Annotated in this window: 12 protein-coding genes; all 12 read right to left on the bottom strand. The window is 66.1% G+C overall.

Annotated elements, in window-relative coordinates; genetic code table 11:
* Positions 1–4 precede the first annotated feature (4 nt).
* Positions 5–235 (bottom strand): DUF4333 domain-containing protein, encoded by a 231-nt coding sequence (locus tag EH231_RS34885; RefSeq protein WP_164481109.1) that lies wholly within the window; start codon positions 233–235, stop codon positions 5–7.
* A gap of 196 nt (positions 236–431) precedes the next feature.
* Positions 432–1,964 carry a type VII secretion integral membrane protein EccD gene (eccD, locus tag EH231_RS32030; RefSeq protein WP_090429332.1) on the bottom strand — a complete coding sequence of 511 codons (1,533 nt, stop codon included), beginning with the start codon at positions 1,962–1,964 and terminating at the stop codon, positions 432–434.
* Positions 1,961–3,391: a MinD/ParA family ATP-binding protein gene (locus tag EH231_RS32035; RefSeq protein WP_090429335.1), complete on the bottom strand. Its 1,431-nt coding sequence runs from the start codon at positions 3,389–3,391 to the stop codon at positions 1,961–1,963. Before EH231_RS32035 ends, eccD begins: the two co-directional genes overlap by 4 nt.
* Before the next feature lie 131 nt (positions 3,392–3,522).
* The gene (locus EH231_RS32040) at positions 3,523–3,810 is read right to left on the bottom strand and encodes a WXG100 family type VII secretion target (RefSeq protein ID WP_090429337.1); all 288 of its coding nucleotides are present in this window, start codon (positions 3,808–3,810) and stop codon (positions 3,523–3,525) included.
* Between the two features lie 30 nt (positions 3,811–3,840).
* Complete coding sequence (locus tag EH231_RS32045) at positions 3,841–4,143, bottom strand: WXG100 family type VII secretion target (RefSeq protein ID WP_090429340.1); 303 nt, start codon at positions 4,141–4,143, stop codon at positions 3,841–3,843.
* 91 nt (positions 4,144–4,234) lie between these two features.
* Positions 4,235–5,560: a PPE family protein gene (locus tag EH231_RS32050; protein ID WP_090429343.1), complete on the bottom strand. Its 1,326-nt coding sequence runs from the start codon at positions 5,558–5,560 to the stop codon at positions 4,235–4,237.
* Positions 5,561–5,601: 41 nt separating this feature from the next.
* Complete coding sequence (locus tag EH231_RS32055) at positions 5,602–5,895, bottom strand: PE family protein (RefSeq protein ID WP_077739742.1); 294 nt, start codon at positions 5,893–5,895, stop codon at positions 5,602–5,604.
* A gap of 180 nt (positions 5,896–6,075) precedes the next feature.
* Positions 6,076–7,827: a type VII secretion protein EccCb gene (gene eccCb, locus EH231_RS32060; RefSeq protein WP_090429346.1), complete on the bottom strand. Its 1,752-nt coding sequence runs from the start codon at positions 7,825–7,827 to the stop codon at positions 6,076–6,078.
* A gap of 2 nt (positions 7,828–7,829) precedes the next feature.
* Complete coding sequence (gene eccCa / locus EH231_RS32065) at positions 7,830–10,058, bottom strand: type VII secretion protein EccCa (RefSeq protein ID WP_090429349.1); 2,229 nt, start codon at positions 10,056–10,058, stop codon at positions 7,830–7,832.
* A complete protein-coding gene (eccB, locus tag EH231_RS32070) occupies positions 10,055–11,497 on the bottom strand; it encodes a type VII secretion protein EccB (RefSeq protein ID WP_090429352.1) in 1,443 nt (480 codons plus the stop codon). Before eccB ends, eccCa begins: the two co-directional genes overlap by 4 nt.
* Positions 11,498–11,499: 2 nt before the next feature.
* Positions 11,500–13,224, bottom strand: coding sequence for a type VII secretion AAA-ATPase EccA (gene eccA, locus EH231_RS32075; RefSeq protein ID WP_124714043.1), 1,725 nt, complete (start codon positions 13,222–13,224; stop codon positions 11,500–11,502).
* On the bottom strand, positions 13,217–13,786 hold the full coding sequence (locus tag EH231_RS32080) for a secretion protein EspD (RefSeq protein ID WP_090429355.1): 570 nt from the start codon (positions 13,784–13,786) through the stop codon (positions 13,217–13,219). Before EH231_RS32080 ends, eccA begins: the two co-directional genes overlap by 8 nt.
* Positions 13,787–13,789 lie beyond the last annotated feature (3 nt).

Consider the following 13,789-nt stretch of genomic DNA (forward strand, 5'->3'; position numbering starts at 1 on the left):
CCACTTAGCCCACGGGCTCATCGTCAACCTTGACACCAAACGTGACGTTGTCTCGCTCAACAGAATTGGCCGTGACCGTCACGCCATACTTCGTGCCGTCAGCGGTCAACACACAATGCTGCGTGGCCCCACCTTGGCTGGGAGGGTCGTCGTCACGCACGACTGACTCGGCCGCGGACCCTACTTGAGCGTCAAGCTTCCGCTTCACCACCGCGGCCAGCTTGTCCTTGTCCACGCCTGACGTCTTCCGACCTCCGCGTGCGCGGAGCAACTACCGCTGCCTCGCCCGCGGACATGCGCATTTTCGACGCCTTCTTCATTTCGGACATTCGCCCACTTTTGAGCTGCACCCGACGTTGAACGTTGATGCCGCCTCAACACAGGCGGCATCAGCGTCGGTAGTCGAACATCCGCGCCGATGCCAGAAACCCTCAGTGCAAGCGCAGATTCCGCAGCAGGTCGTACACGCCGGCAATCCACAGCAGCAGCGGGATCACCGCAGCGATGGCTGCCCCGTCAGCCAGTTCCAGGATCCGCTTTGTCACCGGCGACACCCGGCGCACGCCGTCGGTGGCGCCGACCGCGATGACAGCGACCAGACCGAGCGCGGTGTAGATCGCCAGCACCAACCAGGCGCTGCCCGGATTCCACAGGCACAGACGGACCATCACACCCGTGGGCACGGCGATGGCCGCCGCGAGCAGCGACCAGGAGCACCACCGCTCGGCGTACAACCGCGACCGGAAGCCACAGATCACGGCCACCAACACTGCCACGATCATGCTGTGGATGAAGAAGTGTCCCTGCACCACAACCGCAATGGCACCGACCGACAGGACCAGCGAGCCAGCCGACAGGAATCCGATCAACAGCTGGCGGGTCAGCAAGCTGCGCTCCTGCAGTCGCGCAGCCGATTCGGGCACCGAGGCGATGATCGCCTTCCACGTGGGTGATGCTTCGTCGACCTCGTCCGGTGTGATGACCGGGTCGAGCAGCTCGTCGTTGGACACCGTCTCACCGGGCGCCGGGATCGGCGGCAGGGCGATACGGGCAACAGCGACAGTGAGTTTCGCGGCGTTGGTCACCACGATCAATCCGAAGGCGATGGCACCCGCCGGCACCCAGGCGCCCCCGCCGTATCCGACGGCGATTGCCGCCCCGGTGATCGCGATCGCCAAGACGGCGATGAACGATGCGGCATCGGCGCGACGGCGCGGCCCACCGCGGGTGGCCAACGTCAACAACAGCACCACCGCACCGGCACCGGCAACCTGTGGCGCGCCAAGGGAATCCGCGTCGTAGGGCAACGGCACGGCTAGTGCGGCAGCACCGCCCAACACGATCGTCGCGGCCAGCAGCAGGCTCTCGGCCATATCCAGGTTCTGGTAGCGACTCTGCGCCGCGACGCTACCGCCCAGCAGACCCAGGCCGAACAACGCCAGCGCCAGCGCCCACCACCAGCCTTGGCCGGCCCCGTTCCAGGACACCAGTGACATGACGGTGATGGCCCCGGCGACGACAGGGATAGCCAGGCCGACAAAGCGATTCAATGCGGTGCGGTCGAAAATCGGTGACTCGTCGAGCACGGCGATCGCGTCGATCACGTCCTCGACCAGCGGGCGGTACCGCTCGGTGCGGCTGACCGACACGAGCGTCAGCAATGATCCGTCGACCACGCCGGCGTCATCCAGGGATTCGTCGGCCTTCAGCGGCGGCGCACCCGGGCGGGCGAACGCCCACATGCCCTGCTCGGAGAAGTCGAAACCCGCGAGGGTGTCCTTTGGAGTGTCCTCGAGCAATTCGCCCAGCACACTCACCGTTTCATCGATGTAGGTCTCGATCGCCGCGGCGGCCGGCAGGACCAGATCCGTCATCCGCTTACCGGTGAGGATGGTGACCCTGGTGGTGGACGGCCTGTTGGGCGTCGCGCTCGATGTGTCAGCGGCAGCTGCGGTCGCGGTCAACGTCGTTCAAGCCTGTCGAAATCGTCGGACAGGGCAGCCGCCAGCTCGGTGATGCGGCGCTGGAACGTATCGCTGAGCAGCTCGAGCTGAATCTCGGTGCCCGCGGCGATGTGCTTGTCCCACGGCAGCACGATGACGCGGCCCGGAGGCACGTGCCGCTCGAACTGCTGCACCAAGTCCTCGACGTCGACGTTGGGCTTACCGGGTGTGACGTGGTTGATGACGACACAAGACCGGCCGAGCAGATCCTGGTAACCGTTCTGACGCAACCAGTCCATCGTGATGGCGGCCTGCCGGGCGCCGTCGATCGAGGCACTGGCCACGATGACCATCCCGGACACGCTGGAAAGCACACCGCGGGAGGCCTTCTGGAACAGACCGGCACCGCAGTCAGCGAGAACGAGGTTGTAGTAGCGCGACACCACAGAGGTGGCGCCCTTCCAGTCGTCGTCGTTGAACTCGCGCTGGGCTCCGCTGTAGTCCTCCGAGGACAGCACCTCGAGGTTCGACCCGTTCATGCTCGTGTATGCACGAATGTCGTTGTAGCGGGACAGTTCCTGGTCGGCGAGCAGGTCGGAGATCGTCGCCGCGGACTGGCGTCCGGCCCGGTCGGCCAGGTTGCCGCCGTCCGGATCGGCGTCGATGGCCAGGATGCGGTCACCACGGACCTTGGCCATCGCCGATCCCAGGGCAACGGTGACGGCGGTCTTACCCACGCCGCCCTTCAGTCCGAATACGCCGATCTGGTACGAGTCGCGGGCATTCCGCCGGATCCGGCTGTGCAATTCAAGTTCGTAGACCTCGTCCGGCGACAGACCCAGGTTGATCCGCGTCGTCAGGTAAAGCCAGTGCCGCCATCCTCGCTGGGACGGCATCTTCACACCGGTCTTCACCCCGACGTGTGAGAGCGCATCGATCGCGCGGTGGTTGCCCATCGAGGCAGCCGAGGTGGGGCCGGGCGCGGCTGGGCTGGGGATCGCCTGCCCGGCTCGCCACTGACCACTGACCTCGGGATCGAGATCGGCGAACTGCGAGGGCGCCGGGCCCGGCGCAACGCGCGCGGCCGGGCCGGGCAGGGTGCGGGCCTGCTCGTGACGTGCGCCCTGGCCGAATTGCTGTTGCTGCGGGGCCCGAAGCATCGGGTTCTGCGGCCACTGCGGCGCCGTTGCCGGCGGCTGCGGCATCGGCGCAGGCATCTGCGGTGCGGCCTCCGCGTGCCGCGGCTGCGCGGCCGCCTGAGTCTGGGTAGCTGCCGTGGGGGCCACGGGTACGTCCGTGGAACTGGTCTCCCCGACCGGAACCGGCGGCGGTGGCGACGCGGCCGCGGCGGCCTTCAGAATGGCATCTCTGTCCACGATTGCAGTGGCGTCGTCGACCGGTTTACCCGGTTCAGACGAGTGGAAGAGCCGGTCATAGTCGGCCGACATGGGGACCCCTCAGATAGTCAAGTACAGATGGCTAGATCTTTACACCCAAGCACAAGTGGTGGGCGGGTTCGGGCTATCACCAGATAGCACGAGTACCCGCCCACCAAAAGCATGCTTGATGCCGCGCCGTGTCAGGCAAACATTCCCGTGACGCCGGCTTCGGTCTGGGACATGGTCTGTCCCGCCTCGCTGATCGTCTGGGCGAGATTCTGCAGCGCCTGGTTCAGCTCGTTGGCGGTGTTGTCCCAGCGAGTCTGAACGGCCTGGTAGGCCTCCGAACCCGAGCCGCCCCACGCCGAGGCCAGCGAAGCGAGCGAGCCCTTGCCCTCGTCCAGCAGGCCGGCGGTGGTGCCGACGGCACCCTGGATCTCAGATGCGCCGCCTTCGATACCGGCGAAATTCCAAACCTGTTCCGTCATGTCTTGTCTCCGTTCTTGAGGTCAGCTAGGTCAGATCTGCATCGACGAGGCCAGGTTGCCGGCCTGATCGTCGTCGGTGCTCGAGTACTGGGTACCCGAGGTGTGGATGTTGGTCGAGATCTCGTTCAGTTCCTGGATCTGCTTGTCAGCAGCCTCGTGGAACCGAAGCAGAGCCGCCTGGGCGGCCGTGCCGGCCTGGCCCTGCATCTGAGACGCCAAGGTGCCACCGGTCGACTCGACCTGCGCGATGACGCTCTTGAGCTCACCGGAGATGCGCTCGAAATTAGCAGCCTCCTTGGCGAGGACGGCGGCATCTGTATTCATCTGTGCCATGTTGGATTCCCCTTATTTTTCCTTTGTCCTCACCAGTTAGAGATTTGGCGAGTCCTCCGGCCGGGTGGCCGGAAAGTCTTGTCATGGACGCCTACCAGTCGTCGTCTGCGTCTTCTGTCTGGTCGTATGTGAGGGCGGTCGGTGCGATCAATCCGTCCTTGGTGCCGCCGCTCTGCTCTTCCTTGTTCCTGGCGGCCTGCACCGGCGCCCCGCTGCCACCGCCGGCGCCGCTACCCACCGGCGCCATCGGACCCGCTGCACCCGCGGCTGCACCGAACGCCGGCTTCGCCTCCCCGCTGATGCCCAGCATGCTGGACAACAGTGCCGTGCGCGGCGGAGATCCGAGCGCGCCCGGCAGCGACGCCGCGCGCACCAGGCCGGCTCCCGAACTCGGGCCCGTGCCCCCGGCCAGCGGATGGTTCGAGAAGGGCATCGCGCCCATCAGCCCGGACTGCATACCCGACTGACTGCCACCCATGCTGGAGAACTGGCTGACCATCTGGGTCACCTGCTGCAGCGGTTGCGTGAAGGTCTGCATCTGGGACTGGAGCATCTGCGGGATCTGCCCCGCGAGTTGCCCGGCCTGCTGCCCCATCTGCATGGCCATCTGCATGCCCTGCTGCATCGGGTTCTTCTCGTTCGGATCCTTTTCCTGCTGTCCTGCGTTCTCACCCTTGCTCGCCGCGCCGACTGCCCGCTGCTCGGCGTGGTTGGCCTGCGCGGCGGCATTGCCGGTGGCCAATTTGATCGATGAGAGCGTGGATAGGGCGCTGATCCCTTCGATCGTCATGTTGCGGGCCGCACCCTGCGCGGTCCGGGGGGCCGTCGATGCGAGCGCCGCTGCCGCGGTCGTCTCACCGATCCCCGGCAACACGATCGGCGTCATCGGCACGATCGGCTCGAACAGCAGGTTCATGGTGGTTTCGGCGTGGTAGGCCTCCATCGCCCCGGCTGCCTGGTTCCACATCCGGACGAAGTAGTCCATCTCATTGAGCCCGATCGGCATCGTGTTGATGCCGAGGAAGTTGGTGGCTTCCAGGACTCCGTGAGTGATGTGATTCTGCTCGATCTCCGGAATGGGCGGAGTGGTCGTCAGAGCCAGGGTGTACGAACTTGCCTGGGCGCCGGCCTGCAAGGCCCGCTTCTGCGCCTGCAGCACCATCGTCCGCAGCCAGATGATCATCGGCATGGTTGCCGAGACCGCACGCTCACTGGCCGTGCCGCTCCACACCGAGGTCAGGTTGCTCAGCGCCCCGGCAAGTTCGTCAGCCTGGGTCTCCAGCAGGATCGCGAGACCCTCCCAACCCGTTGCCGCCTGGAGCATCGGTGCCGGGCCGGCACCGACCATCAAGCGGGCGGTGTTGATCTCTGGAGGCAGCGCGAACCATGTCGGTGGAACGGGTGGTACCGCAACCATGACTGGATGACCCTATCTCTGACGAATTTGCCTACGGCTTGCTAGAGCGTGGTGGCCTGAGCCGCGTCGACCGCGTTGTAGATGCCCGCGATCTCCTGGTACGCGGCGCCCGCCCGGGTCAGCTCCTCCTGGGCGAACGAGTTCGCCGCAAGAGCCTCGACGCCCTCGCTGGCGAAGGCCATGGCGGCCAGTGCCGAGACCTCGTCAGCGCCGGCCGGAACCAGCGCGGTGACAGCCGCAGCAGCGGTGGTGCCGCCGGCCAGACCACGGGCCGCGTTTGCGATCACCTGTGCGGCAACACCTTCGGCGCCCGGGTTGTGCATCATCGGTTGCATTTGCTTGCTCCCCTGTTTCGATTGCAAATAACCAGGGACAAGCACTCATAGGCGGCTTGGCAGAGAGTTTGCCAAGCCGTCAAGGAATCTGTCCCCCGATCCCTTTGCTGACGGGCCGCCGCCAGCGTTGCTGAGTGCGCTGTTCAAATACTAACTGCCCTTTTGGGGTGCTGAGAACACTTATTCCGCCGGTGGATCGACGTAGGCCGCCTGGATGACTTCCTTGCCGTCCGGTCCGACCATAAATGCCTGGCCAGGCGGCCTTTTCTTGACGATGATCTCCCGCGACGGGAAGTCGTTCTTCTCGCCGGAGAGGAACAGAGTCGGCGAACCTGCACCGTAGGCGGCGCCCACGAACTTATCCATCGTCGACCTGTGCGCCAGGCTCATCTGGCACGCCACGATGATGTGCAGGCCGATATCGGCCGCCGCGGGAAGCAGCGGAGCCAACGGCGCCATCGGCGACATCATGCCCGCGGCGGCGGTGATCATGTGCCAGTCGTCGACCAGCAGCACGATGTCCGGACCGCTCCACCACGACCGCGCCCGCAGCTGCGCGGTGGTCAGGTCGGGCGGCGGCAGCCGCTTCTTCAGATTGACGGCCAGCGCCTTGATCGACTCCTCCAACGACGCGCTGTTCCGGTTGATCGCACCGGCAGCCAGCAGATGCGACTCCGGCACCGCGTCGAGCAGGCCCGACCGGTAGTCGGCCAGCATGAACCGCACCTGGTCGGGACTGTTGCGACTGCAGATCGCCTTCGCGACCGCATGCGCGATGGTGGTCTTGCCCGACTTCGGGGCACCGAAGATCAGCAGGTGCGGCGTCATGTTCATCTGGTTGTAGGCAACCGTGAGATCGGACTCGCGCACCCCCAGCGGCACCTGCCAGCGGGTCCGGTAGTCGGCGTCGGGTCCCGGCGGATTCGGGTCGAGCTGATGCAGGTAGATCCGTTCCGGCAACACCCGCACCTGCGGCGCCTGATCGGTGTAGCGCGAGGCCACTTCCTGCACACCCGCCGAGATCGCGTCGACGATGTTGGCCGCGCTGTGGACGCCGTCCAGCCGAGGTACCCCGATCATCAGGTGATGTTTCTCGAGCGAAACGGCGCGGCCCGGCCGGTTGGCCGGGATGTCCCGGGTGATCCGGTCGATCTGGGTCTCATTCACATCGCCCAGCCGGAACTCCAGCTTGGTGCCCAGGTAGTCACGCACACGTGACTTGAGCTCGGTCCAGCGCGGGGTGGAGATGATGACGTGCACGCCGTACGCCAGGCCCTGACCGGCGAGATCCTGCACGGCCGGTTCCAGATCGGGGAACTCGGCCACGAAGGCCGGCCAGCCGTCGATCACCAGGAAGACGTCACCGAACGGATCCTGCGCAGCCGGGTTGTTCGGATCGTCCCGCATCTCGCGGTAGGCCGAGATCGAGCCCACGCGGTACTGCTTGAACACCTGCTCACGGGCCCTCAACACCGCTTTGACCTCGGCCACCACCCGGTTGACCCGGTCCGGCTCGGCACGGGTGGCCACGCCACCCACGTGTGGCAGGTCCTCCATGTACATCAGGCCACCACCGCCGAGGTCGATGCAGTAGAACTGCACCTGCCGCGGCGTGTGGGTGGCCGCGGCCGACAGCATCAGCGTCTGCAGGAAGGTCGACTTCCCGGTCTGCGGTGCACCGCCGATCGCGATGTTGCCGCCGGCGGCCGACACGTCGACGCCCCAGATGTCCTGGCGGTGCCGGCGCGGCTCGTCCATGATTCCCAGGGGGAAGCGCAGCGGCTGCCGCTGGTAGTCACGCTCGATCAGTTCGTTGACCGGAGTCGGATCCGTCAGCGGCGGTAGCCACATCTTGTAGGCGCGGCTCTCACCGGTGCCCAACTGCTCGAGGACCACCTCGCGCAAGATCCTGGGTTCGGCGCCTGTAGTCATGGCTAGCTCACCGCCGTATCGAAGATCGGGGTCGTCGTGAACTGGTGAATCCGCACCCGGGACTGCCGCTTCTCCCGAGGCCTGGCCTCGCCGTCCCCGGAGTCCTCCACCTCGGGTACATAGTTGGCACCGGTGTAGAGGGTGCTGAACTTCACCGGGTCCTCCATGCCCACCCGCAGGAACCCGACGCCGCTCTCCTTGTTGGTGATGTACTGCGCCTCCGGGGTACCGATCACCGCCTTGGACTCAGAGGAGCTGGTGGTACGCAACGCGATTCGGTAGGTCAGGTTCGGCTCGAGCTTGTCGATCCGGACACCGCCGGTGTTCAGCGACTGGGTGGCCAGCAGCAGGTGCACACGCAGCGAGCGACCCACGCGGCAGATCCGGTCGAACAGCTGGATGAAGTCCGGATGGTTCTGCAGGAGCTCGGCGAACTCGTCGACCACCACGAACAGCGTCGGCAACGGCGGAAGGTCGGCGCCGCGCTCGCGGTGCTTCTCGTACTCGGCCACACCGGACAGCGCACCCGCGGCACCCACCTGCATACCGGCCTGACGCAGGATCTGCTGACGCCGGTCGAGCTCACCGGTGAGCACCTCGCCCATACGTCCGACGAGCTCGGCTTCCTCTTCCATGTTGGTGACGACGGCCGCGGTGTGCGGCAGCTTCTCCATACCCAGGAAGGTCGAACCGCCCTTGAAGTCGGTGAGCAACAGGTTGATCTGGTCGGGATGGTGGGTGGCCACCAGCGACAGGATCATGGTCCGCAGGAACTCCGACTTACCCGAGCCGGTGGTGCCGATGAGCATGCCGTGCGGACCGGCACCGAACTCGGCGCCCTCCTTGATGTCCAGCTTCATGACCTCACCGGACTTGAGTTCGTGGCCGAACGGGATCTTGAGCCGGTCCCGGTCGGTGTCGGTGAACATCCGCCAACGAGCCGGGGTCACCTCCTCCACCGACTTGGCGCCCACCAGGTGGTGCCATTCCTTGGAGACCTTCTTCTGCACCCGGACGTTCTTGTCGATGATCGTCCCGGTGATCGACCAGCCGGCCAGCTTGCGGGCGACCCGGCCGGCCTGCGCCGGGGTCATCCGGTCGACGACCCGAGTCACCTCGCGGTAGTTCTGGTTGGGCAGCTTGTCGTCGGCCGTCCCGTCCGCGTCGACGCGCAGCCGGTAGGCCGAACCGCGGTGGTTACCCAGGGTGAGTACGGTGACGCCGGCCCGGCCGTCGACCGGGAAACCGGCCTTGCCACCGGTCAGATCCACCACGATCACGTACGGGCCGCCGGGCGCGGCGTCGGCGCTGTGCGGGCCGCGCGCAGTCAGATCGCTCAGGCCGTCGGGGCGGGTGTAGACCAGGCGGGTGGGCCCGGCCGCGTCGGTGTCGGTCTGGTGCTGGACGTGCGGCAACCACTTGAGCCACGCCCAGTTCGGATCCTCCGGATTGTCGGTGAGCACCCGGATCTGCAGCAGGTCCGGCGGATGGAACACCGCCAGATGACAGATCATCGCGGTCAGCAGCGCCGAGGCCCCGTCGGTGTCGCCACCGACGGCGATGGTCGGAAATGTCCGCAGCTGAACAAGTTTCGGGCAATCCTGGATCAGGCCGTGGGTGCGCAGGAACTTGGTCACCCACATGTGGCTGACCGGCTCAAGGTGCGGCTGCGGCGCGCCCTGTGGGCCGGCCAGCTCGCCGCTGGTGTTCGGCTTGAGCAGCCGGTCCACCGCGATCTCGGCGCCGATACCGATCCGGGTGGCGGCGTAGAAGTCCGAGTTGGCCTGACGGGACCACTGCCGGTGCGTGCCGATGATCGACAACAGATCGTCGGGATGCGGTGCGTGGTACCCGAAGAACGCCACCTGAGCCGACGCCGACGACGTCACCCGGGTGCGCAGACCGGCCAGGTATCGCAGGTATTCCTTACGGTCGGCATTGATCTCGGGTACCCGCTTGCCGCCCTGACCGCCGCCGGACATGAAACCGACTGTGCCCATGATCATCATCAGCGGCATCATCAGCATGTACGGGGACAGCTGACGCACCCCGGTGAAGATCATGATCGCGATCATGCCGATCATGCAGCCGCCCATGACCCAGGGCATGGCCTTCTGCATGCCCGAGGGCGGGATCTCGATCCCGAGGTCATCGGGTGCGGCGACATTGATCTCGCCCGGTGTCAGCCGCGGCCCCCGCTTGATCGTCGGGGTGAACTTCTTCGTCGTCATGAGCCTTGCTTGCTTTCGACTTTGCGCGGATGTGGGTCGGCAGGAAGCGTGTCGTGCTCAAGCAGCGCCGCGTCCTTCGACAACACCGGGCCCTCCACCAGCAGCCCGACGACCTGCCACGGTGCGTTCACCGAACCGGACAAGCCCAGATTCTTCGCGGCATCGTCATTCGCGATGCCGTACCTCACCCCTTGCGGGTCGATGTAATACAGGCTCTCGCCCACCCGGGGATCCGGCGACTGCAGCCGGACGAACTGCCCGCCTTCGATGTACACCGTTGCGTCGCCGCCGATCTGGTCGATCCCGGTGCCGACGGCCGACGACGGGATCGGTAGCCGGCGGCCGGCGATGACGGTGGTCTTCGGCGCCTGATCGCCCGGTTCACGCTGCCAGGCCCAGCACAGCACCGGTGAGTCCTGGCGCAGCAGTACCTCGAGCGGCTTGTCCGGCAACGGCGAGACATACACCTGCTCGGTGATCTTGGAGACCACGCTGGCCTCGACCGACGGCGGCTGCAACAGCCCGTAGGAGTTGGTGGCGCGCAGCGCCGCAGCGGTGGTGGCGTTGACGCGGGCCACGCCGTCCGGCAGCACCACATAATGCTGCGGATCCGACTCGGTCGCGGTCTGGAAGACCGACCCGATCACCAGATTCTCCGGCAGCCCAACGGTATTCGGGGCTCCTGCGGCCGGGATCGCGGGCAGCTGCCACGGGCCCATGTTGGCCAGCGCGTTGAACAGGCCTTCTGAAACCGGTGTGGCCTTCGCGGTGACCGGGATGCCCACCGCGGAACTCACCGCCCGATCGGACAGGTCGATACTGTGCCGGCCCTCGGCGGTCACCAACCAGTTACCGCCCTCGAAGTTCACCAGCATGCCCTGGTTCGGGCGCATCGGACCGACCGCGAGATCTGTTGCCAGCGAACGAATCAGGATCGATGCTTCAACCTTGGGTGCCGAGCTGTCGGGCTTGGCCACGGTGTCGCACAGCGTCCAGCGCGATGCGGGCACGCCCGTCGGCGTCGCGTACGGCGCACCGGGAATCCCGATCGGCTGGCCTTTGGGCAGCCGGTTGAGCTCCTCGGACTTGACCGCGGACGGGGTGCCGGAATTACCGAGAGCCAACCGGGCCGAGGTCAGGTTGTACACCGGCCGCAGCAGGTTGCTTCCGGGCAACATCACATAGAGCTGATTGGTGGTGCGGTCCACCAACAGCTGATCGCTGCCCTGCTTGCCCAGCGGCTTGAAGTACGCCATCAACGCCGCGCCGAGGCAGATCAGCACCGAGACCACGACGCCGGCGAACACCGCGCGGCTGTAGAACTGCAGCGGATCGTCGAACATCCGGGTATCCCGGCGCACGATCGCGTGCTCGACACGGCGCAGCAGAAAACGCCAGCCGCTGACCTGGACCTTGGTGGTGAGCCGGAACCCTGCCATCTCTATTCGCCGATGTTCAGGCGGCTGTGGACCGCCGCGATCGCCGCCGCCATGTCTTCTCCGTTGACCTCACTGAGTTGATCGACACCCAGGTTCTCGAAGTCGAGCGACCGGGCCAGCCGCATGTCGCGGTTCTGCTCACCGGCCTCCACCAGCTGCCGGGCGTAGCGTCCGTTACCGGCGATATCCAGTGCCGGCTTGCCGTTGAGGGTGCGCTGGCTCAGCAGGTTCGCCGCTTCGTGCACCCGCTTGGCCGCGGTGTCGTCCAGCTGCGAATCATTGGCCTTGGCAATGACTTTGGTGATATCGACGATGTCGTCGGGCGAATACGAGTCGAATTCGATGCGGGTCGCGAAACGCGAACGCAGGCCGTCGTTGGTTTCCAGCAGACGGTCGATGTCGTTGCTGTACCCCGCGATGATCACCACCAACCGGTCGCGGTCGTTCTCCATCCGGGCCAGCAAGGTGTCCAGCGCCTCGGTGCCGAACGGGTCGGCGCGGCCATCGCGCTCCTGCACCAGGGTGTAGGCCTCGTCGATGAACAGCACGCCACCCAGCGCGCGGTCGATCGTCTTGGCCGTCTTCACCGCCGACTGGCCTTCGTACTCGGCGACGAAATCCTTACGCGAGGTTTCGATCAGCTTCGGCTCCGCGATGACCCCGAGACCGGCCAAGATGTTGGCCACCACGCGCGCGATCGTGGTCTTACCCGTACCGGGCGGACCCGCGAAGATCATGTGCTTGGAGGTCTGGGCCACCTTCATGCCGCGCGCGGCACGGATCCTGGCCATCTGGGTTGCCGCCCGGTAGGCCTCGATCTGCTCCTTGACCCGGCCCAGACCGATCTGCCGGTCGAGTTCGGCCTGCGCCTCGGTCAGCAGCTTGTCGCGTGCCGAGGTATCTGCCACCACACTGGAGGGATCCCATGGATCGGTGCGGGCGGCGATCTTCTCGGCGGTCGTGGTATCCAGCCGGTAGGCCGGATCCCGCAGCGCTGCAGTGACTTTGGGCTCAGGGAAGTTCGCCTGCAACCATTCCAGGAGGACCTGGGCCGACTCCTCGTTGCCCTGGTTGCGCCGCGCCATGGCCAGGTACCAGGCGATGGCCGGCGCGCATGCCTGGCCTGCGGGCGTGTCATTGGCCTCGGTGAGTCTACGGTCGGCCTCGGTGAACAAACCCAGGTTGGCCGCGGCCACACCGTGGGCCACCCCGGCCGCGGCAGCGAGGAACTTGTCCGGCCACTGGTCGGCGCCGCGCACCTGATCGATCACATCGGTCCAGCGTTGCGCCGCACCGTAGATCACCGCCTTGACCCAGGCCACCAGGTGGTCGGACCCGCCGGAGGGCGCATCTTCCAACGCCTCCATCGCGTCGGCGAAGTTCCCCTCGGTCGCCTCCTGCACGGCGAAGCCCATGGTGATCGCCAACGGCGAGTTGATGGGGTAGGAGATGTCCTTCCCGTAGATGCCGCCGATCGGGATCCGGGCGCCGACACTGTTCATCGAGATCTCGGCCGAGCCGGCCAACTGACCGAAGTTCGAGCGTGAGTACCAGGCCCGGAACAGCGTCACCCGGTCGTTGGCACCACAACGGATCCGACCCACCCACGCGTCACACGCGGATTCGTCGTAATTGGTGATCTCGGTGAACATCTCGAGCGAACGTGCCGGAGAACTGCTCAGCATCCCGACTGCCGAGCCGAACATCCCAGCGAGGTGGTCAACCATGATCGCCTCCATAGCGGGTCGAAAAGACCTGGGCCCGAGCATCATCGGCTTGCTCTGGGGTGAGCAGATCCAGGTCGCGGGTCAGAAAGTCGCGGGTCGCCGCGTCGTCGTGTCCGTGCTCGCGCATTCCTGCGAGCATGAACGAGTACTGGGCGGACTTGGCCTGTTGAGCGGCCAAACCCGCGATCACCAGGATCTCCTCGGCGAGATCCCGTTCGGTCAGATGCGTGACGTTGGGTGCCAACTCGATCCGCTGCACCCGGCCGTCCATGAACGCCGTCACCGTGACGGTTTCGGGCGGATTGGTGACAGCGAACAGCGGCACGGCAAGGTTCTCGTCCTCGTTGACGGAGCCGTCCAGGTACCCACCGCCGCCGGATACGTCGTCGGATTCCGAGTCGTCGGATGCGACATCGCCGAAGACAACGCCGTCGTCGCCGTACGTCCCGAGCGCATCCAGCCCCGCGGCGTCCGATCCGTCGTCCGGGTACGAGAAATCGAGCGCCGAGAGGTTGTCGTAGTCGTCATCGTCGTCCGGATGATGTGGCGGAAAGTCACCCACCGT

It is taken from the genome of Mycolicibacterium nivoides (assembly GCF_003855255.1).
Taxonomy (GTDB): Bacteria; Actinomycetota; Actinomycetes; order Mycobacteriales; family Mycobacteriaceae; genus Mycobacterium; species Mycobacterium nivoides.